Origin of the sequence: Streptomyces sp. NBC_00028 (genome assembly GCF_045041065.1) — a bacterium.
Taxonomy (GTDB): Bacteria; Actinomycetota; Actinomycetes; order Streptomycetales; family Streptomycetaceae; genus Streptomyces.
On sequence record NZ_CP108293.1, the window covers coordinates 5980879 to 6005119 of the forward strand.

Annotated in this window: 22 protein-coding genes and 1 tRNA gene; 11 read left to right on the forward strand and 12 right to left on the reverse strand. The window is 70.0% G+C overall.

Features of this window, described 5'->3' with window-relative positions; all coding sequences use genetic code 11:
- Positions 1–234 precede the first annotated feature (234 nt).
- The 6 genes from eno (at position 235) to OG885_RS26930 (ending at position 7033) form a co-directional block, all read left to right on the forward strand.
- A complete protein-coding gene (eno, locus tag OG885_RS26905; protein WP_399961260.1) occupies positions 235–1521 on the forward strand; it encodes a phosphopyruvate hydratase in 1287 nt (428 codons plus the stop codon).
- Positions 1522–1614: 93 nt separating this feature from the next.
- On the forward strand, positions 1615–2091 hold the full coding sequence (locus OG885_RS26910; RefSeq protein WP_405735953.1) for a septum formation initiator family protein: 477 nt from the start codon (positions 1615–1617) through the stop codon (positions 2089–2091).
- 45 nt (positions 2092–2136) lie between these two features.
- Positions 2137–2661: a DUF501 domain-containing protein gene (locus OG885_RS26915; RefSeq protein ID WP_405735956.1), complete on the forward strand. Its 525-nt coding sequence runs from the start codon at positions 2137–2139 to the stop codon at positions 2659–2661.
- 100 nt (positions 2662–2761) lie between these two features.
- Complete coding sequence (locus OG885_RS26920; protein WP_405735959.1) at positions 2762–3715, forward strand: exopolyphosphatase; 954 nt, start codon at positions 2762–2764, stop codon at positions 3713–3715.
- 467 nt (positions 3716–4182) lie between these two features.
- Complete coding sequence (locus tag OG885_RS26925; RefSeq protein ID WP_399961268.1) at positions 4183–5574, forward strand: NAD(P)/FAD-dependent oxidoreductase; 1392 nt, start codon at positions 4183–4185, stop codon at positions 5572–5574.
- Between the two features lie 166 nt (positions 5575–5740).
- On the forward strand, positions 5741–7033 hold the full coding sequence (locus OG885_RS26930; RefSeq protein ID WP_405735962.1) for a class I SAM-dependent methyltransferase: 1293 nt from the start codon (positions 5741–5743) through the stop codon (positions 7031–7033).
- Between the two features lie 53 nt (positions 7034–7086).
- On the opposite strand, the gene OG885_RS26935 is transcribed toward OG885_RS26930, so the two are convergent.
- Both OG885_RS26935 and OG885_RS26940 read right to left on the reverse strand, forming a co-directional pair.
- Positions 7087–9615, reverse strand: coding sequence for an ABC transporter permease (locus OG885_RS26935; protein WP_405735965.1), 2529 nt, complete (start codon positions 9613–9615; stop codon positions 7087–7089).
- Positions 9615–10385, reverse strand: a complete 771-nt coding sequence (locus tag OG885_RS26940; RefSeq protein WP_329338261.1) for an ABC transporter ATP-binding protein — start codon at positions 10383–10385, stop codon at positions 9615–9617. The genes OG885_RS26935 and OG885_RS26940 overlap by 1 nt, the downstream gene beginning before the upstream one ends.
- Positions 10386–10780: 395 nt before the next feature.
- On the opposite strand from OG885_RS26940, the gene OG885_RS26945 reads away from it, so the two are divergent.
- The 3 genes from OG885_RS26945 (at position 10781) to OG885_RS26955 (ending at position 13619) form a co-directional block, all read left to right on the forward strand.
- Positions 10781–10863 (forward strand) — tRNA-Leu (locus OG885_RS26945).
- Between the two features lie 499 nt (positions 10864–11362).
- On the forward strand, positions 11363–12538 hold the full coding sequence (locus OG885_RS26950) for a 4-hydroxybenzoate 3-monooxygenase (RefSeq protein WP_405735968.1): 1176 nt from the start codon (positions 11363–11365) through the stop codon (positions 12536–12538).
- 172 nt (positions 12539–12710) lie between these two features.
- Complete coding sequence (locus OG885_RS26955) at positions 12711–13619, forward strand: Bax inhibitor-1/YccA family protein (protein WP_405735971.1); 909 nt, start codon at positions 12711–12713, stop codon at positions 13617–13619.
- Positions 13620–13692: 73 nt separating this feature from the next.
- Here OG885_RS26955 and OG885_RS26960 read toward each other — a convergent pair whose 3' ends face one another.
- Positions 13693–13923 (reverse strand): DUF4287 domain-containing protein, encoded by a 231-nt coding sequence (locus OG885_RS26960; RefSeq protein WP_194081132.1) that lies wholly within the window; start codon positions 13921–13923, stop codon positions 13693–13695.
- 104 nt (positions 13924–14027) lie between these two features.
- Here OG885_RS26960 and OG885_RS26965 point away from each other — a divergent pair, with 104 nt between their 5' ends.
- Complete coding sequence (locus OG885_RS26965) at positions 14028–14339, forward strand: hypothetical protein (RefSeq protein WP_405735974.1); 312 nt, start codon at positions 14028–14030, stop codon at positions 14337–14339.
- A 79-nt stretch (positions 14340–14418) separates the two neighbouring features.
- Here the strand turns inward: OG885_RS26965 and OG885_RS26970 are convergent, their stop codons facing one another.
- From OG885_RS26970 to OG885_RS26980, 3 genes are all read right to left on the reverse strand, one after another.
- Complete coding sequence (locus OG885_RS26970; RefSeq protein ID WP_405742896.1) at positions 14419–15201, reverse strand: hypothetical protein; 783 nt, start codon at positions 15199–15201, stop codon at positions 14419–14421.
- 283 nt (positions 15202–15484) lie between these two features.
- Positions 15485–16705, reverse strand: a complete 1221-nt coding sequence (locus OG885_RS26975; protein WP_405735977.1) for an acetyl-CoA C-acetyltransferase — start codon at positions 16703–16705, stop codon at positions 15485–15487.
- Positions 16706–16892: 187 nt separating this feature from the next.
- A complete protein-coding gene (locus OG885_RS26980; protein WP_405735980.1) occupies positions 16893–17939 on the reverse strand; it encodes an SGNH/GDSL hydrolase family protein in 1047 nt (348 codons plus the stop codon).
- Between the two features lie 149 nt (positions 17940–18088).
- Here OG885_RS26980 and OG885_RS26985 point away from each other — a divergent pair, with 149 nt between their 5' ends.
- The gene (locus OG885_RS26985; protein WP_405735983.1) at positions 18089–19477 is read left to right on the forward strand and encodes a cystathionine beta-synthase; all 1389 of its coding nucleotides are present in this window, start codon (positions 18089–18091) and stop codon (positions 19475–19477) included.
- Between the two features lie 384 nt (positions 19478–19861).
- On the opposite strand, the gene OG885_RS26990 is transcribed toward OG885_RS26985, so the two are convergent.
- The 6 genes from OG885_RS26990 to OG885_RS27015 form a co-directional block, all read right to left on the reverse strand.
- On the reverse strand, positions 19862–20296 hold the full coding sequence (locus tag OG885_RS26990; protein ID WP_399961469.1) for a hypothetical protein: 435 nt from the start codon (positions 20294–20296) through the stop codon (positions 19862–19864).
- 19 nt (positions 20297–20315) lie between these two features.
- The gene (locus OG885_RS26995) at positions 20316–20837 is read right to left on the reverse strand and encodes an STAS domain-containing protein (RefSeq protein ID WP_405735986.1); all 522 of its coding nucleotides are present in this window, start codon (positions 20835–20837) and stop codon (positions 20316–20318) included.
- Positions 20838–20925: 88 nt separating this feature from the next.
- The gene (locus tag OG885_RS27000) at positions 20926–21858 is read right to left on the reverse strand and encodes an ABC transporter substrate-binding protein (RefSeq protein ID WP_405735989.1); all 933 of its coding nucleotides are present in this window, start codon (positions 21856–21858) and stop codon (positions 20926–20928) included.
- A 9-nt stretch (positions 21859–21867) separates the two neighbouring features.
- Positions 21868–22530, reverse strand: coding sequence for an ABC transporter permease (locus OG885_RS27005; RefSeq protein ID WP_405735992.1), 663 nt, complete (start codon positions 22528–22530; stop codon positions 21868–21870).
- 2 nt (positions 22531–22532) lie between these two features.
- A complete protein-coding gene (locus OG885_RS27010) occupies positions 22533–23174 on the reverse strand; it encodes an ABC transporter permease (protein WP_405735995.1) in 642 nt (213 codons plus the stop codon).
- Entirely contained in the window at positions 23171–24205 is a 1035-nt protein-coding gene (locus OG885_RS27015; protein WP_405735998.1) for an ABC transporter ATP-binding protein, read from the reverse strand. The genes OG885_RS27010 and OG885_RS27015 overlap by 4 nt, the downstream gene beginning before the upstream one ends.
- Between the last annotated feature and the right edge of the window lie 36 nt (positions 24206–24241).

Sequence of the window (24241 nt, forward strand, 5' to 3'; positions counted from 1 at the left end):
CCCACGGGCTCCCCGCTCCGGTGCGTGTTCCCCCGTACGCACCGGAGCGGGGTTTTTCACGCCCGGGTGTTTTACGCCCTCGTACCCGAGTCTCTTTGTTCCGTTCGGAAACAATTTACTCTCGGTTCTGTCCAGGGGGCGGTCCACGCGGTGGCCGATCGCCCGGAGCCGGTTAGGCTCGTCTCGCAGAGCCGCTGCGGCAGTGCCGTAGCCGCGTCACATCCCAAGAAGGAGATGCTCGTGCCGTCCATCGACGTCGTCGTAGCCCGGGAAATCCTGGACTCCCGAGGCAACCCCACGGTCGAGGTCGAGGTCGGCCTCGACGACGGCAGCACGGGTCGTGCCGCCGTCCCCTCCGGCGCCTCCACGGGCGCCTTCGAGGCCATCGAGCTTCGCGACGGTGACCCGAACCGCTACATGGGCAAGGGTGTCGAGAAGGCCGTCCTCGCCGTCATCGAGCAGATCGGCCCCGAGCTGGTCGGCTACGACGCCACCGAGCAGCGCCTGATCGACCAGGCCATGTTCGACCTGGACGCCACCGACAACAAGGGCTCCCTCGGCGCCAACGCCATCCTCGGCGTCTCCCTCGCCGTCGCCCACGCCGCCTCCGAGGCCAGCGACCTCCCGCTCTTCCGCTACCTGGGCGGCCCGAACGCGCACCTGCTGCCGGTGCCGATGATGAACATCCTGAACGGCGGCTCGCACGCCGACTCCAACGTGGACATCCAGGAGTTCATGATCGCCCCGATCGGCGCGGAGTCCTTCTCCGAGGCGCTGCGCTGGGGCGCCGAGGTCTACCACACCCTCAAGAAGGTGCTGAAGACCAAGGGCCTGTCCACCGGCCTCGGCGACGAGGGCGGCTTCGCCCCGAACCTGGAGTCCAACCGCGCCGCCCTCGACCTCATCGTCGAGGCCATCAAGCAGGCCGGTTACATCCCCGGTGAGCAGATCGCGCTCGCGCTCGACGTCGCCGCGTCCGAGTTCTACAAGGACGGCAAGTACGAGTTCGAGGGCAAGTCCCGCTCGGCCGCCGAGATGACGGAGTACTACGAGGAGCTCGTGGCGGCGTACCCGCTCGTCTCCATCGAGGACCCGCTGTTCGAGGACGACTGGGCCGGCTGGAACGTCATCACCGAGAAGCTGGGCGACAAGGTCCAGATCGTCGGCGACGACCTCTTCGTCACCAACCCGGAGCGCCTGGCCCGCGGCATCGAGGAGGGCTCCGCCAACGCCCTGCTCGTCAAGGTCAACCAGATCGGTTCGCTGACCGAGACCCTGGACGCCGTCGAGATGGCCCAGCGCAACGGCTTCAAGTGCATGATGTCCCACCGCTCCGGCGAGACCGAGGACGTCACCATCGCCGACCTCGCCGTCGCGGTGAACTGCGGCCAGATCAAGACCGGCGCCCCGGCCCGCTCGGACCGCGTCGCCAAGTACAACCAGCTGCTGCGCATCGAGGAGATCCTCGACGACGCCGCGGTGTACGCCGGCCGTAGCGCGTTCCCGCGCTTCAAGGGCTGACACCCCCTCAAGGACAGCGTCGTACGTACGTCCCCGTACTCGGTCCCGTACCGTGTGCGGGGACGTACGCGCGTGGGTGAACGGGAGTGAGAGATGGCCGTCAAGGACCGGGATCGTTTCTCCACCGCGACCCGGATCCGGCTGCTCGGCGAGCAGACCGCGGCCCGGGTCTACCGCTCCCAGACCAAACGCCAGGCCCGCCGCTCCCGGCTCACCGGCCGCGCGGCGCTGCTCGCCCTCGTCCTGTGCTCGCTCGTCGTCGCGCTCGCCTACCCGATAAGGCAGTACGTCTCCCAGCGCGCCGAGATCTCCGATCTGCAGCGGCAGCAGGAGCAGGCCCGGCAGCGCGTCGAGCAGCTGCGCGACCTCAAGGCGCGGTGGCAGGACGACGCGTACGCCGAGCAGCAGATCCGGCAGCGGCTGCACTATGTGATGCCGGGGGAGACGGGGTTCGTCGTCGTCGACCCGGGCGCGGCCGAGCAGTCGCGCGCCGAGCTGGGGGCGGCGGACCGTCCCTGGTACTCGAACGTCTGGGACGGGGTCGACAAGTCCGACGCCTCCGACCAGTGAATCCGACGTCTTCGACCAGTGAAGCTGAACCAGAGAAAGACAGGCATGGAAACGCCTCCGCCCACCACCCCGCGCACCGAGCCGACCGACGCCGACGTCGAGGCCTTCAAGCAGCAGCTCGGGCGTCCGCCGCGCGGGCTGCGCGCCATCGCGCACCGGTGCCCCTGCGGGCAGCCGGACGTGGTGGAGACGGCCCCGCGTCTGCCCGACGGCACGCCCTTCCCGACGCTGTACTACCTGACGTGCCCGAAGGCGAACTCGGCGATCGGGACGCTGGAGGCGAACGGCGTGATGAAGGAGATGACGGAGCGGCTGGCGGCCGACCCCGAGCTCGCCGCGGCGTATCGCGCCGCGCACGAGGACTATGTCCGGCGGCGTGACGAGATCGAGGAGCTCAAGGGCTTCCCGAGCGCGGGAGGCATGCCGGACCGGGTGAAGTGCCTGCATGTACTGGTGGCGCACTCCTTGGCCGCGGGCCCCGGCGTGAACCCGCTCGGCGACGAGGCCCTTGCGATGCTGCCGGAGTGGTGGAGCAAGGGGGCGTGTGTGGTGCCGCCCGCTGACCTGTGACCCTGCGTTCCGCTGCCGTACCAGGGGGCTCCGCCCCCTGGACCCCCGACCTTCGCCCACCCACCACCCGTCTCGGTGGGTCAAAGAGTGAGGAAGCCCCATGACCCGCGTCGCCGCCATCGACTGCGGTACCAACTCCATCCGCCTCCTCGTCGCCGACGTGGACCCCGCGACCGGTGAACTCGTCGACCTGGACCGCCGTATGACGATCGTGCGGCTCGGGCAGGGCGTCGACCGGACCGGGCGGCTCGCCCCGGAGGCGCTGGAGCGGACGTTCGCGGCGTGCCGCGAGTACGCGGCGGTCATCAAGGAACTCGGCGCCGAGCGGCTGCGGTTCGTCGCCACGTCGGCCTCGCGGGACGCCGAGAACCGGGACGACTTCGTGCGCGGGGTGCTGGAGATCCTCGGCGTGGAGCCCGAGGTGATCACCGGCGACCAGGAGGCGGAGTTCTCCTTCACCGGCGCCACGGGGGAGCTCAAGGGCCGTGACGACCTCGCCACGCCCTATCTCGTCGTGGACATCGGTGGCGGCTCGACCGAGTTCGTCGTGGGGAACGCGCATGTGCGCGCCGCCCGTTCCGTCGACGTCGGCTGTGTGCGGATGACCGAGCGGCATCTGGTCCTGGACGGGAAGGTCACCGACCCGCCCGCGGACGCGCAGATCGAGGCGATGCGGGCCGACATCGAGGCCGCCCTGGACCTCGCCGAGGAGACCGTCCCGCTGCGCGAGGCGCGCACGCTGGTGGGGCTCGCCGGCTCCGTCACGACCGTCTCGGCGATCGCGCAGGAGCTGCCCGAGTACGACTCCGAGGCCATCCACCACTCCCGGGTCTCCCACGACAGGGTCCGTGAGATCACCGAGTGGCTGCTGCACTCCACGCATGCCGAGCGCGCGGCGATCCCCTCCATGCACCCGGGGCGCGTGGACGTCATCGCCGCGGGGGCCCTCGTACTGCTGGCGATCATGGAGCGGATCGGCGCCGAGGAGGTCGTCGTGAGCGAGCACGACATCCTTGACGGCATCGCCCTCAAAACGGCGGCGGACGTCCGCTAGCCGGTGGCATGGGTCTCTTTTGTTACCCATCGGTAGCCACCTGTTGAGCAGGCCGGATAACGTATGAGCGGGTCCGGGGGGCCGGAAAACGCCCCTCGGCGACACCCCGTCGGAAAAGTTCGTGAAGTTCTTCACAAGGAATTCCGCCCTGTGGAACCAGGAAAAGTGTCCGACTGGCCCTTCCGAGGGTCGAACAGGCCCTTGAACATGTTCAGAAGCGTGATACAGGGGGTCCGCCGGGAGGGCTCGCAACGGGTCCGCGGGAGGTTGTTGCGGACCGCTCACAGGGGTCCCGAAGGGCAAGAGAGGCAGCTCACGCGGCATTGACAACGGCTCGCCGTACACGCTGGTTCCAGGTCTGCACCATGACCTGGATCACGTGAGTCGCGGAGGATAACACACCCCCTGTAGGAGCTTGTGAAGGGGCGCACGAGCGACCCCCCTGGGGCGGGTGGATACTCGATGGCATGAGCACCACGGAGCGTCCCAGGATCCTCGTAGTAGGCGGTGGGTACGTAGGCCTGTACGCAGCTCGGCGCATCCTCAAGAAGATGCGCTACGGCGAGGCGACCGTCACGGTCGTCGACCCCCGGTCGTACATGACCTACCAGCCCTTCCTCCCCGAAACCGCCGCCGGCAGCATCTCCCCGCGGCATGTCGTCGTCCCGCTGCGACGCGTGCTGCCCAAGGCGGAGGTTCTCACCGGCCGGGTCACCACCATCGACCAGGACCGCAAGGTCGCCACGATCGCCCCGCTGGTCGGCGAGGCGTACGAGCTGCCCTTCGACTACCTGGTGATCGCGCTCGGCGCGGTCTCCCGCACCTTCCCGATCCCCGGCCTCGCCGAGCAGGGCATCGGTATGAAGGGCGTCGAGGAGGCCATCGGCCTGCGCAACCACGTCCTGGAGCAGCTGGACAAGGCCGACTCCACGACCGACGAGGAGATCCGCCGCAAGGCGCTCACCTTCGTCTTCGTCGGCGGCGGCTTCGCCGGTGCGGAGACCATCGGTGAGGTCGAGGACATGGCCCGCGACGCGGCCAAGTACTACAGCACCGTGTCCCGCGAGGACATGCGGTTCATCCTCGTCGACGCCGCGGACAAGATCCTGCCCGAGGTCGGCCCCAAGCTCGGCCAGTACGGCAAGGAGCACCTGGAGAGCCGCGGTGTGGAGATCTACCTCTCCACCTCGATGGACTCCTGCGTCGACGGCCACGTCGTGCTGAAGAACGGCCTCGAGGTCGACTCCAACACGATCGTGTGGACGGCCGGCGTCAAGCCGAACCCGGTCCTGTCCCGCTACGGCCTCCCGCTCGGCCCGCGCGGCCACGTGGACACCGCCCCGACCCTCCAGGTCCAGGGCACCGACTACATCTGGGCCGCCGGCGACAACGCCCAGGTCCCGGACGTCGCCGCCCGCAAGGCCGGCGTCGAGAACGCCTGGTGCCCGCCGAACGCCCAGCACGCGCTGCGTCAGGCCAAGGTCCTCGGCGACAACGTCATCTCCGGCCTGCGGGGCTTCCCGCAGAAGGAGTACGCGCACTCCAACAAGGGTGCGGTGGCGGGCCTCGGCCTCCACAAGGGCGTCGCGATGATCGTCATGGGCAAGATGAAGATCAAGCTCAAGGGCCGTCTCGCCTGGTACATGCACCGTGGCTACCACGGTCTGGCGATGCCGACCTGGAACCGCAAGATCCGCGTCTTCGCCGACTGGACGCTCGCGATGTTCCTCAAGCGCGAGGTCGTCGCCCTCGGCGCCCTGGAGACTCCGCGCGAGGAGTTCTACGAGGCCGCCAAGCCCGCGCCGGCGCCCGCCGCGGCGCAGCCGGAGAAGACCCAGGAGAAGGCCAAGGCCTCCTGACCCGCTCCGGTCGCTGATCGACGAACCGAAGGGCCTCCCGCCATCCGTGGTGCGGGAGGCCCTTCGGCGTGTCCGGGCTCTTCGGCGTGTCCGGGGATGGCATCGCCGTCTGTCCCTGTTTACGTAGGTGGACCATTCCGGGATCCTCGTCACGGAGGTGTGCGCCATGGCTGACGCCGCGCTGCGGCTGAAGAACCTCTTCGAACTACTGCTGGGAGCTCCGCTCCCGGTCGGGCTGCGGGCGTGGGACGGCTCGCAGGCCGGTCCACCGGGCGCCCCCGCCCTGGTCCTGCGCAACCGCCGCGCCGTACGCCATCTGCTGTTCAAACCGGGCGAACTCGGTCTCGCCCGGGCCTGGGTCGCGGGCGACCTCGACATCGACGGCGACCTATACACCGCCCTCGACCTGATCTCCGGCCTGGTCTGGGAGCGCGGTGAGGACACCAGGAGCCGTGCCGCGATGCTCCGCGACCCCGAGGTGCGCGCCGCCCTGCGCGGCCTCGTGCGGCTCTCCGGGCTCCCGCTGCCGCCCGCCCCGCCGCCCGAGGAGGTCCGCAGACACCGCGGCCACCTGCACACCAAGCGCACCGACAGACGCGCCGTCAGCCACCACTACGACGTCGGCAACGACTTCTACGAGATCGTCCTCGGCCCGTCGATGGTCTACTCGTGCGCCTACTGGGAGACGCCGGAGAGCACCCTTGAGGACGCCCAGCGCGACAAGCTCGAACTCGTCTGCCGCAAACTCGCCCTGACACCCGGTCAGCGACTTCTCGACGTCGGCTGCGGCTGGGGCTCGATGGCCATCCACGCCGCCCGCGAGCACGGTGTGCGCGTCGTCGGCGTCACCCTCTCCCAGGAGCAGGCCGCCTACGCCCGCAAGCGCGTCGCCGACGAGGGCCTGACCGACCGGATCGAGATCCGCGTCCAGGACTACCGGGACGTCACCGGCGGGCCCTACGACGCGATCTCCTCCATCGGCATGGCCGAACACGTCGGCGCCGAACGCTACCTGGAGTACGCCGAGGATCTGCACGCGCTGCTCAAGCCCGGCGGACGGCTCCTCAACCACCAGATCGCCCGCCGCCCCCAGCGCGACGAATCGACGTACCACGTCGACGAGTTCATCGACGCCTACGTCTTCCCCGACGGTGAGCTCGCCCCCCTGGGCACCACCGTCACCCAGCTCGAACGCGCCGGGTTCGAGGTGCGTGACGTCGAGTCGATCCGGGAGCACTACGGCCTCACCCTGCGCCGGTGGGTGGCCCGCCTGGAGGCCGACTGGGACCGCGCCGCACGGCTCACCGGCCCCGGCCGGGCCCGGGTCTGGCGCCTCTACATGGCCGCCTGTGCCCTCGCCTTCGAACGCAACAGCATCGGCGTCAATCAGGTCCTGGCCGTCCGTGCGCCCGACTCCGGCGCCTCCGGAATGCCCCTGCGGGCCCGCACCTGGAACTGAACGGGCGCAAGGGGCCCGCCACTTGTCAGTGGCGGGCCCCAAGTCCCCTACGGCTACTCGGCCTTGATGGCCGACAGCATGTTCAGCCTCGCCGCCCGCCGGGCCGGCCACAGGGCGGCCAGGACTCCGACCAGCGCGGCGCCCAGCAGGAAGACGCCCATCCGCGTCCAGGGCAGGACGAGTTCGTACGTCGCCATCTTCGTGCCCAGCAGCTCACCGGCCGCCCAGCCGAAGAACACGCCCAGGCCGATGCCCAGCACGCCGCCGAACAGGGAGATGACCAGGGACTCCAGGCGGACCATCCGCTTGACGCCCTTGCGGTCCAGGCCGATCGCGCGGAGCATGCCGATCTCCTGCGAACGCTCGAAGACCGACATGGCCAGGGTGTTGATGACCCCGAGGACCGCGACGATCACCGCCATGGCGAGCAGGCCGTAGAGCATGTTCAGCATCAGCGTGAACATCTGCGCGATGTCGTCGGAGAGGTCCTGCTTGCTCTGGACCTTGATGGCCGGGTTGGTGCCGAGGGCCTTCTCCAGCCTGTCCTTCGTGGCGTCGGAGGCGCCGTCGGCGGTCTTCACCAGGACCTGCATGTCGGCCGGGTCGGTCAGATGCGGGGTCAGGCCCTTGTTGTCGACCATGATGCCGCTGATGAGCTCGTTGCCCTCGTACACCGCGGAGACGGTGAGCTTCTGCGCCTTGCCGTCCTCGTAGTGCGCGGTGAACGTCGAACCGGCGGTCCAGCCGCGGGACTTGGCGGTGTCGCTGTCGACGACCACCTGGCCGCCGCCCACCTCGAAGCGGCCGCTGTCGACCTTCAGCTGCGTCAGCTCGGCGATCGCCGCGCCGTTCACCCCGGTCAGGTACTCGGTCTCGCCGTCGATCCGGGACGGGGCGTTGCGCAGCGGGCTGGTGACGGTGACACCGTCCGTGGCGTTCAGCTTGCGGTCGACGTCCGTGGACAGTTCGTTGCCGTTCGCCATCGACACGATGTAGTCCGCGCGGATCGCCGACGACGCCATCTTGTCGATCGACTTCTGGAGGCTGCCCGCCATCACCGTCATGCCCGTGATCAGGGTCAGCCCGATCATCAGCGCGGACGCGGTGGCGGCCGTACGACGGGGGTTGCGGACCGAGTTCTGCCGGGCCAGCTTGCCCGCGGTGCCGAAGATCCGCAGCACCGGCGCCGCGGCGGCGATCAGCGGGCGGGACAGCAGCGGGGTCAGGATGAACACGCCGATGATGAGGAGGACCGCGCCGAGACCCATAGGGGCCTGGCCGTCCGAGCCGTCCATCGTGGTCGCCGCGAGGACGACCGCGACACCGGCGCCCGCGAACAGCGCGCCGAGGGTGTTGCGCAGGACCAGCGACTTGGTGGTGGCCGCAGCGTGCACGCTGCTCATCGCCGCGACCGGCGGGATCTTCGCGGCCCGGCGGCCCGGCAGCCATGCCGCGAGCATGGTGATGAGGACGCCGACCGCGAGGGCGGTGGCCACCGTGGAGCCGGAGATGATCAGCGGCCCGTCCGGGACGGTCGCGCCGAGCGTGCCCATCAGCGACCGCAGCCCGGCGCCGATGCCGACACCGGCGACCAGACCGGTGACCCCGGCGACCGTGCCGACGACGAACGCCTCGATGAGCACCGAGCGGGTCACCTGGCGCCGCGAGGCACCGACGGCCCGCAGCAGCGCCAGCTCCTTGGTGCGCTGGGCGACCAGCATGGTGAAGGTGTTGGCGATGATGAACGTGCCGACGAACAGCGCGATTCCGGCGAAGACCAGCAGCCCCTGCTTCAGCCCGGACATCTGCGAGGAGATCAACTCGGCCTGGTTGTCGGCGAGTTCCTTGCCGGTGGTGGTCTCGACGACGTCGCTCGGCAGCGACTTGTCGAGCGCGGCCTTCAGCGCCGTCTGGGACGTGCCCGCGGCGGCCTTCACATCGATCTCGTCGTAGGTGCCGGTCTTGCCGAACAGGCTCTGCGCGGTCGCCGTGTCGAACAGGGCGAGGCTGCCGCCGGCGGCGACATTGCCGTCGTCGGTGGTGAAGATGCCGGTGACGGTGGGGGAGAGGACCGGGCCGTCGATGGAGATACGGACCTTGTCGCCGACCTCGTACCCGGCGCGGTCGGCGGTCTCGGAGTCGATGGCGACCTGGTCCGCGCCGCTGGGGGCCGCGCCCTCGACGAGCGGGTACCGGGGGTCCTTGTCGCCCCAGTAGTTCCCGCCCTGCGACTGGAAGCCGCCGCCGATGAGCTTGCCGTCCTTGTCGGCGATGGCGGTGAAGCCGCTCACCACGCCGATGGCGGACGCGGCGCCCGGGGTCTTCGCACTCCTGTCCAGCAGCGCCTGGGTCAGTTCGGGCGCCTTGCCGACCGTGTTGCCCTTGCTCTCCTGGTAGTCGGACTGCACGGCCACGTCGACCTGGTCGAAGCCCTTGGCCGAGCTGTTCTGGTAGGCGTTCGAGATGGTGTTGGTGAAGACCAGCGTCCCCGAGACGAAGGCCACGCCGAGCATCACGGCGAGGACGGTCATCAGGAGCCGGGCCTTGTGCGCGAGGACGTTGCGCAGGGCGGTGCGGAACATCAGGAGGTACGGCCCTTCGCGTCGAACTGCTTCATGAAGTCAAGGACGTTGTCCGCCGTCGGCCGGTACATCTCGTCGACGATCCGCCCGTCGGCGAGGAAGACGACACGGTCGGCGTACGCGGCGGCGACCGGGTCGTGGGTCACCATCACCACGGTCTGCCCCAACTCCCGTACGGAGTTGCGGAGAAAGCCCAGCACCTCCGCGCCGGAGCGGGAGTCGAGGTTTCCGGTCGGCTCGTCGCCGAAGATGATGTCGGGCCGGGAGGCCAGGGCGCGGGCGACGGCGACGCGCTGCTGCTGGCCGCCGGAGAGCTGGGAGGGCCGGTGGGAGAGCCGGTCCTTGAGGCCGACCATCTGGATCACGGACTCCAGCCACTGCTTGTCGGGCTTGCGGCCCGCGATGTCCATCGGCAGCGTGATGTTCTCCAGCGCGGTCAGGGTCGGCAGCAGGTTGAACGCCTGGAAGATGAAGCCGATCTTGTCCCGGCGCAACTTGGTGAGCTGCTTGTCCTTGAGCGAGCCGAGCTCGGTGTCACCGATGCGCACCGAGCCCGACGAGAAGGTGTCGAGGCCGGCCACGCAGTGCATCAGCGTCGACTTGCCGGAGCCCGACGGGCCCATGATCGCGGTGAACTCGGCCTGCCGGAACTCGACGGAGACCCGGTCGAGGGCGACCACCTGGGTCTCGCCCTGTCCGTAGATCTTCGACAGATCCGTGGCGCGCGCGGCCACGGTGGTGGTCCGGTCGGCGATGGGGGTGGTGGTCACGGGTGGGTGCTCCTGACGGGACGACGACGGGTTCTGGACTCCTGAACCATCGTTCCGGCGCTTTGACGCGCTGTAGTCACCCGCTGCTCCGGTTCCGGAGGGCGACTCGAGTCTGACCACACCCGGTGATGTCATACCTGGGGATGACGGCGCGGCTCCGGGGCGCAGGCCGCGTCGAGAACAGGTGGAGCCCCCTGGTTGAAGCGGTGAAATTCCGTCATTCCGCATGCGCGGCCGGGCCTCGCACGTAAGGCTATTGGCAAGTGCGGATGGCTCGTTCCACGGGCTGATGCACCCTCAGACGTCAATAAAATAAGACAACATCGGTCCGCCCGTCCGCTGTTCGGGGGACGTATCCCGATAGGCTCGGAACCTCGACGCGGAGCCCATGGCCTGCCCGGATGGTGGAATGCAGACACGGCGAGCTTAAACCTCGCTGCCCCTCGCGGGCGTACCGGTTCAAGTCCGGTTCCGGGCACCTCCGACCTCTTTCGTTCCCGTAGGCAGACACCGCTTCCGGTGGGATCCTTCTTTCAACACATCGCGACAGTGCGACAGCGTGAAGAGGCGTCCCGTTCGGGGGTGGGGAGTATCGGCGGTGTCGTGTTTCCGAGCCCCCGTGCTCGTCACAGACGCCGATGCCGACCTTCGACCCGTACCGCCCCCCGGCAGAGGGTGGAGACGAGCCGAGCCCCGACGACCGTCGCAGCCCCTTCGACATGCTCAACTCCGTCGCCGGCCTCGCGTCCTACACGAACGCCTACTTCGGCTACTTCCGCCTCAACCCCTTCGCCGTAGGCCTGAGCGCCTTCGACTCGTCATGCCCAGCCTGCGGTTGGCCACGCTCCTCCCGCGCACCGACCGTTGACAGGGGCCGCGGGCCGTCGCAGACTCAGCGGGAGTCAATGGTGAAGGAAATTTCACTACACGAACAAGCGCGCACCAGCGCGAACGAGTGCGAACAGAGAGGTTCGTCGATGCGCACCACCGTCGGCATCATCGGAGCCGGCCCCGCAGGGCTCCTCCTCGCCCGGCTGCTCCACACCGCGGGCATCGACTCGGTCGTCCTGGAGGCCCGCGACCGCGGCTACGTCGAGCAGCGCCAGCGGGCCGGGATCCTGGAGCAGGGGACCGTGGACGTGCTGCGCGCGGCCGGGGCCGGCGAGCGCATGGACCGCGAGGGACTGCGGCACGACGGGATCGAACTGCGGTACGACGGGAAGCGGCACCGCGTCGACTTCCCCGCCCTCACCGGCGGCCGGTCCGTGATGGTGTACGCGCAGACCGAGGTCTGCAAGGACCTCATCGCCCTCCAGCTGAAGGAGGGCGGGCCGCTGCTGTTCGAGGCGGAGGCGCTGGCCGTCGAGGGCGCCGACAGCGACCGCCCCACCGTCCGGTTCCGGCACGAGGGCCGCGAGGGCGTCCTGGAGTGCGAGTACGTCGTCGGGTGCGACGGGTTCTGGGGGGTGGCCCGCAGGGCGGTGCCCGAGGAACTCGTCCGTGTCTTCGAGCGGACGTACCCCTTCGGCTGGCTCGGCATCCTCGCCGACGTCCCGCCCTCGCACGACGAGCTGGTCTACGCCCGCCACGACCGCGGCTTCGCCCTTCTCTCCATGCGCTCGCCGTCGGTCTCCCGCCTCTACCTCCAGGTCCCCGAGGGCACCGACGCCGAGGCATGGGGCGACGAGGAGATCTGGGACGAGCTGGAGCGCCGGTTCGCGACCGGGGACGGCTGGACGCTGGACCGCGGCCCCATCACCCAGAAGTCCGTGACACCCATGCGGTCCTACGTCCACGAGCCCATGCGGCACGGGCGGCTCTTCCTCGCCGGGGACGCCGCGCACATCGTGCCGCCGACCGGGGCGAAAGGGCTGAACCTGGCCGTCGGCGACGTCGTCACCTTCGCGCGGGCGCTGTCGTACGAGAAGGAGACCGGGTCGGCCGAGCTGCTCGACGCCTATTCGGAGACCTGTCTGCGCCGGGTGTGGCAGGCCGAGCGGTTCTCGTACGACATGACGACCCTGCTGCACCGGTCGCCCGACGCCACTCCCTTCGAGGACCGGCTCCAGGTGGCGCGGCTGGAGCGGATCGCCACGTCCGAGGCCGCCGAGACCGACCTCGCCGAGGGGTACACGGGGTTCTCCTTCGGGTGATGTACCGAAATGGTCATGAACCTGCCCCCTTCGTGGCCGGGAATCGACGGGCCGCGTAGCGTGTTGCCTCGCACGACGAGGGAAAGATCCTCCCCAAGCACTAGGGTCAATCCTTTGCCTACCTATTACTCTTGACGCCAAGGCCCACACGTAGTGGCCATGGAGGAGTGAAATGAGGAGCAGCAACCCGGTCTTCTCGCGACGGGGGTTCAGCCGCGACAACGGCTACGCGGGCTTCAACGCCCAGCCGCAGGCCGGGGGCGCAGCCGTGGGCACGCAGGGCAACCCGTACGCCCAGCAGCCGACCGGCAACCCGTACGCGCAGAACCCCTACGCGCAGAACCCTTACGCCCAGCAGGACCTGCAGCACGGCGCACCGCCGCAGGCCCCGGTCACCACCGGCCGGATGACGATGGACGACGTCGTCATGCGCACCGGTACGACCCTCGGTGTTCTCATCGTCACGGCCGCGGTCGCCTGGGCGGCCCTGCCGGTCGACGACGCGAACATCAGCCGGTCCTACGGCATCGCCATCGGTGCCGGTCTGATCGGCATGGTGCTGGCGCTCGTCCAGTCCTTCAAGCGCAAGGCCTCGCCCGCGCTGATCGTGTCGTACGCCGCGTTCGAGGGTGTCTTCCTCGGCGTGGTCTCCAGCGTCGTCGACAACCGCATCGCGAGCGGTGCGGCCATGCAGGCCGTGATCGGCACGCTCGCCGTGTTCGCCGCGGTCCTGGTGGCCTACCGGGCGGGCTGGATCCGCGTCAACCGCCGCTTCTACGGCTTCGTGATGGCGGCCGCGCTCGGCTTCGTCCTGCTGATGGCCGTGAACCTGCTGTTCGCCGTCTTCGGCGGCGGTGACGGCCTCGGCTTCCGCAGCGGCGGCCTCGGCATCGCGTTCGGCATCATCGGCGTCCTGCTCGGCGCCTGCTTCCTGGCCCTCGACTTCAAGCAGGTCGAGGACGGCATCGCCTACGGCGCGCCGAAGGAAGAGGCCTGGCTGGCGGCGTTCGGTCTGACCATGACGCTGGTCTGGATCTACATGGAGTTCCTGAGGCTCATCTCGATCCTCAACAGCGACTGACCTCCACGGAGGCAGTCGAGGAAGGGCCCCGGCGTTCTCGCCGGGGCCCTTCGGCGTCTTCGCCGGTGCGCGTCTAGAGGAGCTTGCGCGCGGCCCTCCTCAGGTCGTACTCGTGGATGATCGCCTTCGCGTGGCCGTACGCGAGGTTGTGTTCGTGGCGGAGCCAGCTGACCTTTTCCTCGAAGCGGAAGAGAGCCGGGCCTTCTTCGACGGTGCGGATCCAGTCGGACACTTCACGACCGGTGCAGTGAGGGATGCGGGCGAGCATGTTGCGGTGGGTCTCCTCGGAGAGGACGTGGGACATCGGCGCCTCCGGACGCAAAGGGGATGTAAGCCGGTCCTTCAGGTCACCGTGCCTGAGCGTTGGCCCGTTGGCAACAGTCCCGGTGCGGCGCGTACGGTTGCGCCGTGGCTGATACGACGCGTCTGACGCAGGCTGTGGATCACTTCGCCGACCGTTTGCGGGCCGCTCCGCAGAGCCGGCTGCAAAGGGGCGCCGCGGCCGAGGCGCTGGGTCTGGCCAGGGAGTTGGCGCGCCGGGCGCAGCTGATCGAGGACCCCTCGGGGGAGCCCCGGCAGATGCCGGACGCGGGCATGTTCGCCGCCGCGGACCAAATCACCGTCGCCGTGCACGACTTGGCCCTCGTCCTCACGGACGAGGGCCAGATCGACGAAGCGGTGGAGTTGGTCGCGCAGGCGCAGAAGCGGGCGGGTGTCTGAGGAGCATTGGCGGGCGCGGGCCGGCGGGGGCTGGTCGCGCAGTTCCCCGCGCCCCTAAGGCGTTGCGGGTGCCGGCGATTCAAAGGCTCGCTATGACCCGGTCCGCCAGGATGTAGACGTTCTCCTCGCCGCACGCGAAGGTCAGCGTGTAGGCGCCCGAGACTCCCGAGCCGCCCAGCAGTATCGGGCTCTCGCCCGCGGTCAGGGCCGCCGAGAGGCGCTCCGCCGTCTCCCGGTGGCCCGGCGTCATGCACAGCGTGGTGCCGTCGGCGAAGACGTAGACGTCGAGGGTGCCGAGGGGGCCGGGGCGGACGTCGGCCAGTTCCGTGCGGGACGCCGCGAGTTCCTCCAGCGTCGCCACCGTGCGCTCGTGGTCGTTCACGACGGGTGACTGGACCGGCACGAAGTCCGGGTGCGAGGGGTGACGGCGGCGTGCCGCGGCCAGCTCCGGGGAGTCGGCGGCGAACTCGTCGGCGTCCGCGGCGGCCTCGGTGACCGGCTCCAGCGGCTCCAGGCCCACGAAGTCGCTCTGGCGGGGCAGGAACAGCTCACTGTCGGTCAGCCCGAGGAGGGTGGGGGCGTCCGCGTCCCGCGCTTCCTGGGCGGCCCAGAAGGCGCGCGCCTCGGCGAGTTCCCGCTCCCGCTCCTCCGCGAGGGCCTCGGCCACGGCGGCCCGTATCTCGTCGGCGTCACCGGCGGGGCGGGCGGCGGGCACGAGACCGTGGGCGGCGGTCGCCGCGTTCGTCTCGGCGAGCTGGCTGTGCAGGGCCGCCACCTGCCGGCGCAGCTGCAAGAGGGTGCGCAGGACGGCGACGCCCACGGCCCCCGTGGCGGCCGTGGTGACCAGCAAGGCGATCGGCATGGCGCTCACTGACGTACTCCCGGTTCAAAGTCGACCCCCGACTTCCTACATCAGCTTGAAGGGCGGACTATCCCGCTGTCAGTGCGTAACGTCACGAAACGGACAGGACTTTGGGCCCGGAGTTTAGTGTGAGAACGGTTCTGACCTGCGTAAATCCCTATGCGGAGGGAGATAGGTCACATCCTGGGGGAGATTGGATCACAAAACGGCCCAGAACCCTGGTGGTTCAAGGGTTCTGGGCCATTGCGTCACGCGGGGTGCCGGTGGAACTACGGGGAGTTGGTCAGCTGAGGCGCTCGATGACCATCGCCATGCCCTGGCCGCCGCCGACGCACATCGTCTCCAGACCGAACTGCTTGTCGTGGAACTGGAGGGAGTTGATCAGCGTGCCGGTGATCCGGGCGCCGGTCATGCCGAAGGGGTGGCCGACGGCGATGGCGCCGCCGTTGATGTTCAGCTTCTCCAGCGGGATGTTCAGGTCGCGGGCGGAGGGGATCACCTGCGCGGCGAACGCCTCGTTGATCTCGACCAGGTCGATGTCGTCGATGGTGAGACCGGCCAGGCGCAGGGCGCGCTGCGAGGCCTCGACCGGGCCGAGGCCCATGATCTCGGGGGACAGGCCCGAGACGCCGGTGGAGACGATGCGGGCGAGCGGGGTGAGGCCCAGCTCACGGGCCTTGGTGTCGCTCATGATGACGACCGCGGCGGCACCGTCGTTCAGCGGGCAGCAGTTGCCGGCGGTCACGAGGCCGTCGGGGCGGAACACCGGCTTCAGACCGCCGACGGCCTCCAGGGTGACGCCGGCGCGCGGGCCGTCGTCCTTCGAGACGACCGTGCCGTCGGGCAGCGTGACCGGGGTGATCTCGCGCTCCCAGAAGCCGTTCTTGATGGCTTCCTCGGCGAGGTTCTGTGAACGGACGCCGAACTCGTCCATGTCCTGGCGGGTGACGCCCTTGATACGGGCCAGGTTCTCGGCGGTCTGGCCCATGCCGATGTAGGCGTCCGGCACGAGGCCGTCCTCGCGCGGGTCGTGCCAGGTCGTGCCCTCCTGTGTGGCGACCTCGGCGGTGCGGGCCTCGGCCTCGGCGAACAGCGGGTTGTGCGTGTCCGGGAGGCTGTCGGAGTTGCCCTTGGTGAAGCGGGAGACCATCTCGACACCGGCCGAGATGAAGACGTCGCCCTCGCCGGCCTTGATGGCGTGCAGGGCCATACGGCTCGTCTGGAGCGACGAGGAACAGTAACGGGTCACCGTGCAGCCGGGGAGGTGGTCCATGCCCATCTGCACGGCGACGATGCGGCCGAGGTTGTTGCCCTGCTCGCCGCCGGGCAGACCGCAGCCCAGGTGCAGGTCGTCGATGTCCCTCGGGTCCAGCTCGGGGACCTTCGCCAGGGCGGCCTGGATGATCGTGGCGGTGAGGTCGTCCGGGCGCAGGTCCTTGAGGGAGCCCTTGAAGGCGCGGCCGATCGGGGAGCGGGCGGTCGAGACGATCACGGCTTCAGGCATCACGGCTCCATTGGCGTACGAGGTTCTTCGGGCAGGGCTGGTTGGGAAGTTACCCGTACGTATGGCCAGGGTCACGGGGGTCGGGGTGTGACCCTGGCCGCAGTTTTCTAAGCGCTTGCTTTTTTGTCTGGGGAGTCAGCCTGGGGGGCCAGTTTGAGGGGCCAGCCTGAGGCGCCGGCCTGGGGGGTCACCTTTCCACGGACCGGCTCGGATGGGGAGCGGGCACAGGCCCCGGCTCCGGCACCCGGCGCCGCTTGCGCCGCTTCAGCAGCGCCCACGGTCCCTTCGGCCCCGTCGGCATCGCCGCCGTCACCTCCGTACCCGGCTCCGCCACGGCCTCCGCCGCGGCCCGCGCCACCGGCAGGAAGCCCTCGCGGCGGCTGACGTCCGGACGCTCCTCCTCCGCCGGCCACAGGCCCAGGGCCGCGCACACCGTCGGCAGCACCGCCATCGCCGCGGTCGCGTACCCCTCCGCCGAGGGGTGGTAGTTGTCCGGCCCGAACAGCTCCCGCGGGTTCGCCGCGAACTCCGGGCCCAGCAGGTCGCCCAGCGACACCGTGCGGCCGCCCTGCTCGACCGTGCCGATCGTTTGGGCGGCCGCCAGCTGACGGGAGGCCCGCCGCGCCAGCCAGCGCAGGGGCTGCTGGACCTGCTCCACCGTGCCGAGGTCGGGACAGGTGCCGACCACGACCTCCGCGCCGGCCGTGCGCAGCCGCCGTACCGCCGTGGACAGATGGCGCACGGAACGGGTCGGCGGCATCCGGTGGGTGACGTCGTTCGCGCCGATCATGATCACGCAGACGTCGGGCAGCCGTCGGGGGTCCGCGAGGACCAGGGCCACCTGCCGGTCCAGGTCGTCCGAGCGGGCGCCCGGCAGTGCCACGTTGTGCAGGTCCACCGGCCGCTCGGCCACCGCGGCGAGCCCCGAGGCCAGCAGCGCGCCCGGCGTCTGCCCCGAGCGGTGCACACCCTGGCCCGCGGCCGTGGAGTCGCCCAGCATGGTCAGCCTGAGCGGCGGTTCACCGCGGACGGAGTAGGAGAGGCCGTACAGGCCCTGCGCGTTGGGTACGTGCGGCGATGTGCCGTTGCCGTTGCCCACCTGCCGTTTGGCCAGCCGCACCTCGGCCAGCAGCAGGCCCACGGCCGCCGCGCCGACCAGACCGATCCCGCCGCCGCCGTACGCCGCGCCTGCCGCGATCCGCCGGGCCACCCTCGCCCTCGACATGCTCGTCATGCGTCGCCGCCACCTCCTCGTTGCCGTACATCCACTCCTTGCCCCGTACGGACCGTCGCCCAATCGCAACGAGGAGTGAACAACCGCCAAGGGGCCGTAGGCTGGCGGAACCACCACGACCACATCTTTTGCAGCATCCGGAGACAACGGTGCAATTCCACGACTCGATGATCAGCCTCGTCGGCAACACCCCGCTGGTGCGGCTCAACAACGTCACCCAGGGCATCCAGGCGACCGTCCTGGCCAAGGTGGAGTACTTCAACCCCGGTGGGTCCGTGAAGGACCGCATCGCGCTGCGCATGATCGAGGCGGCGGAGGAGAGCGGCGCGCTCAAGCCGGGGGGCACGATCGTCGAGCCGACCAGCGGCAACACCGGCGTCGGCCTCGCCATCGTCGCGCAGCAGAAGGGGTACAAGTGCATCTTCGTGTGCCCCGACAAGGTGAGCACGGACAAGATCAACGTCCTGCGGGCCTACGGCGCCGAGGTGGTCGTCTGCCCGACCGCCGTCGACCCCGAGCACCCGGACTCGTACTACAACGTCTCCGACCGCCTCGTCCGTGAGACGCCGGGCGCGTGGAAGCCCGACCAGTACTCCAACCCCAACAACCCGCTCTCCCACTACCACTCCACCGGCCCCGAGCTGTGGGAGCAGACGGAGGGGCGGATCACCCACTTCGTGGCGGGCGTCGGCACCGGCGGCACCATCTCCGGCACCGGCCGCTATCTGAAGGACGCCAGCGACGGCAGGGTCAAGGTCGTCGGCGCCGACCCCGAGGGCTCGGTGTACTCCGGCGGCTCCGGCCGGCCGTACCTCGTCGAGGGCGTCGGTGAGGACTTCTGGCCGACCGCCTACGACCGGACCGTCGCCGACGAGATCGTCGCCGTGTCCGACAAGGACTCCTTCCAGATGACCCGCCGCCTCGCCAAGGAGGAGGGCCTCCTGGTCGGCGGCTCCTGCGGCATGGCGGTCGTCGCGGCCCTGCGCGTCGCGGAGCGCCTGGGCCCGGACGACGTGGTCGTCGTCCTCCTTCCCGACAGCGGTCGCGGCTACCTCTCGAAGATCTTCAACGACGAGTGGATGGCGGACTACGGCTTCCTGGAGGACGAGGGCCCGTCCGCCCGCGTCGGTGACGTCCTCAACGACAAGGAGCACGGCGCCATCCCGTCCCTCGTCCACATGCACCCGGACGAGACGGTCGGCCAGGCCATCGAGGTGCTGCGCGAGTACGGCGTCTCGCAGATGCCGATCGTGAAGCCGGGCGCCGGCCACCCCGACGTCATGGCGGCGGAGGTCGTCGGCTCGGTCGTCGAACGCGAGCTGCTGGACGCGCTGTTCGCCCAGCGGGCCTCCCTCGAGGACCCGCTGGAGAAGCACATGTCGGCCCCGCTCCCGCAGGTCGGCTCCGGCGAGCCGGTCGGCGACCTGATGTCGGTGCTCGGTTCGGCGGACGCGGCGATCGTCCTCGTCGAGGGCAAGCCCAAGGGCGTCATCAGCCGCCAGGACCTGCTGGCCTTCCTCGCCAAGGGCGGGAAGTAGCGGCGAAAGTCGGGAAGCGGCGGTGAACCTGCGGTGAACTGCCGGGTCTGTGGGCGAACTTGCGTTTGCCTACCGAATCGGTGGACTTCGCGGAAGTGGTACGAGCGTGTCACGTCCGCGCAGCACTCGCTTAACACGCGTCGGGCACATTAGTGGGTGTCGGCAGGGCGGGAGCGGCTCCCCGCCCCGGCCGGCGCCGAACGTCCAAGGACCTCCGGAGCGGCTCCCGGACCTCCATGGACGCCGGACGTGAGACCTGGTCCTGACCCGGTCGACGTCCCTCGCGGGGACCGCCGTCGTCCCGCCCCCCGGCAACGGGGGTGCGGCGGTCCCCGCGCATATCTCTTCGCGGCCCGGCTGTCAGCTCTCTTCGCGGTCCGGCTGTCAGCCGTCCCACTCGCTGTCCTGCTGGGACTTACGCCGTCCGGTGCGCCCGCGGAACAGGTCCGGGTTCACCCGTAGGGCCTGGAAGGCGTTCACCCCGACGATGCCCACCCAGGTGACCAGCAGGCCAGGGAGGTGGGAGACGCCGGCGCCGATCGCGGAGAGCGGGACGGCGAGGACCAGCGAGACGATGCCGAAGCCGTAGCGCTCGCCCCAGGAGTCCGTCGGACTCGGCGTCCGGGCACCCCGGGCCACCACCATCTGCTGTTCGGCCAGCTGCCGGCGCACCCGGCGCTCCACCGCGCCGTCGATGCGCTGGTCGACCTTCTCCAGGAAGGAGTCGACCAGCGCCGACTCGTACTCCTCGCCCAGTTCCCTGCGGGCCTGCAGGGTGGCGTCGAGTTCTTTCTTCAGGTCGGCGTCCCGCGCGTCCATTCCGGTCATGCGGTCCAACTTAGGCAGCCGCGGCGCCCGCCGCACTGGGGATAGCCCCCGTCTTGGGCGTCGGGATCTCCGGGAGCACCCCCAGGGACTCCAGCACCCGGCGGTGACCTCGCTCCACACCGCTCACCCGGACCTCGATGCCCCGGTCCCGCAGCTCGCCGATCGCGTCCCTGAGCGCGAGCGCGCCGGTCGCGTCGACCGCCGTGAGGCCTGACAGGCGCAGGTCGACCGTGCCCACCCCCGCCACGTCGGCGAGGCTGCGGCGGAAGCGGTGGGCGGCGGCGAAGAGGAGGGGGCCGTCGAAGCGGTACGTCACCGTGCCCGTCGCGCCCGGCAGTTCGTCGGCGGCGGCCGGGGTGAGCCGGGTGCCGCGCACCGCCGCCCGCAGGGCGAGCAGCACCGACACCGCGAGGCCGATCAGCACCGCCCGTACCAGGTCCAGGGCGAGTGTGGAGGCGGCGGTCAGGGTCAGGACGAGGGCGTCTCCGCGGGTCGCCCGTGCCATGGCCCGTACCGCGTCCGTCTCCACCATCCGTACCGCCGTCGCGAGGAGTACGCCCGCCAGGTTGATTCGTCGTCAGATCATCGACCCGGCCATACCCGTGCTTGAAAGGCTTCGGTCAGGCCAGCCCGTGCTGCTTCGCGTACGCGTTCGCCACGTCCTCGGGGTCCTTCTTGTCCTTGTCCACCTGACGGTTGAGCTCGGTGAGCTGCTCGGTGGTCAGGGCGTTGCCGAGCTTGGCGAGCGCCTTGCGGACGGTGTCGTCGGCCTTGCGGTCGGCGATGAGCGGGACGATGTGCTGGCTGGGGATCAGGTTCTTCGGGTCGCTCAGCACCACCCAGTCGTTGGCCTTGATGTCGGTGTCGGTGGAGAAGAGGTTCGCCACGTCCACGTCACCCTTCTTCAGCGCGCCCTTGACCAGCGGGCCGTCGGAGTCGAGCGACTTGAACTCCTTGAACTCGACGCCGTACACGTCCTTCAGACCGACCGCCCCGACCTGGCGCTTCTTCACCTCGGGTGCCGCGCCGATGACCAGCTTGCCGTTCTGCTTCGTCAGGTCGGCGAGGGAGGACAGGCCGTACTTGGTCGCGGTCTCGCGGGTGACGACGAAGCAGTCGGAGTCGGCGGCCCGGCCGTACGGCAGCACCTGAAGGCCGCCGGGCATCGCCAGGGTGAGCGCGTTCTGCATGGTTCCCGGCTCCGCGGAGGTGTCCTTGGGGGCGAGGTAGTTGAGGAGGGCGCCCTGGTACTCGGGCAGCAGGTCGATGTCGCCCGCCCTGAGCGCGGGGATCACGATCTCGCGGGTGCCGAGGTTGGGGCGGACCTTCACCTTCACGCCGGCCTGCTGGAGGACGGCCGCGTAGAGGTAGCCCAGTACCTGGTTCTCGGTGAAGTTGGCGGTGCCGATGGTGACCCCGCCCTTGCTGGAGCCGCCGCCACCGCCGGAGGAGCCGCCCTCGCTGTCGAGGGACGTGATGCCGCTCGCGCAGGCGGTCAGGGCGGGGACGGAGGCCGCTGCGAAGAGGCCGCCGAGGAGAGTGCGTCGGTTCATCGAGGGGTCCTATGCGGTGCGGTGGCGGAAGAGGAAGCGCTGGAGGCCGGAGAGGGCGAGGTCCAGGGCCACGGCGATCGCGGCGACCAGCACCGCGCCGCCCAGCACCTGGACGAGGTCGCGCTGGGCCAGACCGTCGAAGACATAGCGGCCGAGGCCGCCGAAGGAGACGTACGCGGCGATGGTCGCCGTGGCGACGACCTGGATGAGGGCCAGGCGCAGGCCGGTCATGATCAGGGGGAGCGCGAGGGGCAGCTCGACCTGGAGCAGGACCTGGTGGCCGCGCATGCCCTGGCCGCGGGCGGCGTCGCGGACGTCCGGGTCGACGGCGGTCATCCCGGCGTAGGTGTTGGTGACGATCGCCGGGACCGCGAGGGCGACCAGGGCGACGTAGACCGGCAGCATCGACAGCCCGCCCGCCAGGAAGACCAGGACGACCAGGCCGACGGTCGGCAGTGCCCGGCCGAAGGACGCGAGGTTGATCGCGACGAACGCGCCCTTGCCGGTGTGGCCGATCAGCAGGCCGAGGGGGAGGCCGATGGCGGCCGCGACGAGGGTCGCGAGGAGCGAGTACTGGAGGTGCTCGGCGAGGCGGTGGGCGATGCCGTCCGTGCCGGACCAGCTGGAGCCGCTGGTCAGCCAGTCGCCGAGGTTCTTGATGAGCTCGTACATGATCAGGCCCGCCTCCGCTTCCAGGGGGTGAGGACGTACTGGAGGGCGACCAGCGCCGCGTCCGCGACGACCGCGAGCAGGATGGTGAGGACCACGCCCGCGATCACCGGGGTCGGGAAGTCGCGCTGGAAGCCGTCGGTGAAGAGCTGGCCGAGGCCGCCGTCGCCGATGTAGGTCGCGACCGAGACCAGGGAGATCGACATGACGGTGGCGATCCGGACGCCCGCCATGATCACCGGGAGCGCGAGCGGGAACTCCACGGTGAGCAGCGTGCGCAGCGGACGCGTGCCCATCGCCTTCGCCGCTTCCTTGGTCTTCGCGGGCACCGAGTCGAGGCCCTCGACGGTGTTCCGGAGCAGGACCACCAGCGTGTAGACCGTCAGGCCGATCACGGTCGTGGTGCGGGTCAGCCCGCTGATTGGCAGCAGCAGCACGAAGATCGCGATCGAGGGGATCGTGAACAGGATGTTCGAGACGCCGAGCAGGAAGCCGCGCAGGGGGCGGACCCGGTGGGCGATCACCGCGAGGGGCAGCGAGATCAGTACGCCGAAGAAGACGGCCGACAGGGCGGCCTGGAGGTGGGAGAGGGTGAGGGTGGTGAGCTCGTCGGTGTGGTCGCCGATCCACGACCAGTCGACGCTCACGCCGCCACCCGGGCTTCCGTGTGGGCCTGCCCCGCGTGGGTGTGGATGTCGTCGCGGGAGGAGACTCCGGTGAGGACGCCCGCCGCGTCGACGCGGGCGATCAGGCCGGCGGGGGAGGCGATGGACTCGTTGAGCGCCGACAGCAGGGAATCGTTGTCGGTCAGGGGGCGTACGGGGATCTCGGTGTCCTTCGACGCCCAGTGCACGGGCCTGTTCGCCGCGTCCAGGACGAGGGACCATGTGCCGCCCTCGGGTGCCGGGCCCTGCGGGACGTCCGCCAGGGTCGTGAGCGAGAGCAGCTTCAGGCCGCGCTCGGCGCCGAGGAAGTCGGCCACGAAGTCGTCGGCGGGGCGGGCGAGCAGCTCGGTGGGGGAGGCGCACTGGACGAGATGGCCGCCGGTGCGGAAGACGGCGATCCGGTCGCCGAGCCGTACCGCTTCGTCGATGTCGTGGGTGACGAAGACGATGGTCTTGCCCAACTCCTTCTGGAGGCGGAGGAGTTCGTCCTGGAGCTGGGTGCGGACCACGGGGTCGACCGCGCCGAACGGCTCGTCCATGAGGAGCACGGGCGGGTCGGCGGCGAGCGCGCGGGCCACGCCGACGCGCTGTTGCTGGCCGCCGGAGAGCTGGTGCGGGTAGCGCTTGCCGGCGTCCGCGGCGAGGCCCACGGTCTCCAGCAGCTCGGCCGCGCGGGCGCGGGCCTTCCTGCGGCCGTGGCCGAGGAGCAGGGGCACGGTGGCGATGTTGTCGAGGACCGTGCGGTGCGGGAAGAGGCCCGACTGCTGGATGACGTATCCGATGGAGCGGCGCAGTTCGGCCGCGTCCTGCCGGGTGACGTCCTGGCCGCCGACCTTGATGGTGCCGGAGGTCGGTTCGACCATCCGGTTGATCATTCTCAGGGTGGTCGTCTTGCCGCAACCGGAAGATCCGACGAGGACCGTCACGCCGCCCTCCGGCATCTCCAGGGAGAGATCGTGGACTGCTGTCGTGCCGTTGGGGAAGCGCTTGTGGACCGCGTCGAACTGGATCATGAGATGTCCCTTGCCCGGCTGTATAACGTCATGCAG

Bases quoted from the DNA above. Each gene is read 5' to 3' on its own strand.
- OG885_RS26975 (WP_405735977.1), bottom strand. From the start codon at position 16,705: ATGCCTGAAGCCGTGATCGTCTCGACCGCCCGCTCCCCGATCGGCCGC.
- OG885_RS26955 (WP_405735971.1), top strand. From the start codon at position 12,711: ATGAGGAGCAGCAACCCGGTCTTCTCGCGACGGGGGTTCAGCCGCGAC.
- OG885_RS27005 (WP_405735992.1), bottom strand. From the start codon at position 22,530: ATGTACGAGCTCATCAAGAACCTCGGCGACTGGCTGACCAGCGGCTCC.
- OG885_RS26920 (WP_405735959.1), top strand. From the start codon at position 2,762: ATGACCCGCGTCGCCGCCATCGACTGCGGTACCAACTCCATCCGCCTC.
- OG885_RS26930 (WP_405735962.1), top strand. From the start codon at position 5,741: ATGGCTGACGCCGCGCTGCGGCTGAAGAACCTCTTCGAACTACTGCTG.
- OG885_RS26990 (WP_399961469.1), bottom strand. From the start codon at position 20,296: ATGGACGCGCGGGACGCCGACCTGAAGAAAGAACTCGACGCCACCCTG.
- OG885_RS27015 (WP_405735998.1), bottom strand. From the start codon at position 24,205: ATGATCCAGTTCGACGCGGTCCACAAGCGCTTCCCCAACGGCACGACA.
- OG885_RS26995 (WP_405735986.1), bottom strand. From the start codon at position 20,837: ATGGTGGAGACGGACGCGGTACGGGCCATGGCACGGGCGACCCGCGGA.
- OG885_RS26950 (WP_405735968.1), top strand. From the start codon at position 11,363: ATGCGCACCACCGTCGGCATCATCGGAGCCGGCCCCGCAGGGCTCCTC.
- OG885_RS26980 (WP_405735980.1), bottom strand. From the start codon at position 17,939: ATGACGAGCATGTCGAGGGCGAGGGTGGCCCGGCGGATCGCGGCAGGC.
- OG885_RS26910 (WP_405735953.1), top strand. From the start codon at position 1,615: ATGGCCGTCAAGGACCGGGATCGTTTCTCCACCGCGACCCGGATCCGG.
- eno (WP_399961260.1), top strand. From the start codon at position 235: ATGCTCGTGCCGTCCATCGACGTCGTCGTAGCCCGGGAAATCCTGGAC.
- OG885_RS26960 (WP_194081132.1), bottom strand. From the start codon at position 13,923: ATGTCCCACGTCCTCTCCGAGGAGACCCACCGCAACATGCTCGCCCGC.
- OG885_RS26925 (WP_399961268.1), top strand. From the start codon at position 4,183: ATGAGCACCACGGAGCGTCCCAGGATCCTCGTAGTAGGCGGTGGGTAC.
- OG885_RS27000 (WP_405735989.1), bottom strand. From the start codon at position 21,858: ATGAACCGACGCACTCTCCTCGGCGGCCTCTTCGCAGCGGCCTCCGTC.
- OG885_RS26935 (WP_405735965.1), bottom strand. From the start codon at position 9,615: ATGTTCCGCACCGCCCTGCGCAACGTCCTCGCGCACAAGGCCCGGCTC.
- OG885_RS26915 (WP_405735956.1), top strand. From the start codon at position 2,137: ATGGAAACGCCTCCGCCCACCACCCCGCGCACCGAGCCGACCGACGCC.
- OG885_RS26970 (WP_405742896.1), bottom strand. From the start codon at position 15,201: ATGCCGATCGCCTTGCTGGTCACCACGGCCGCCACGGGGGCCGTGGGC.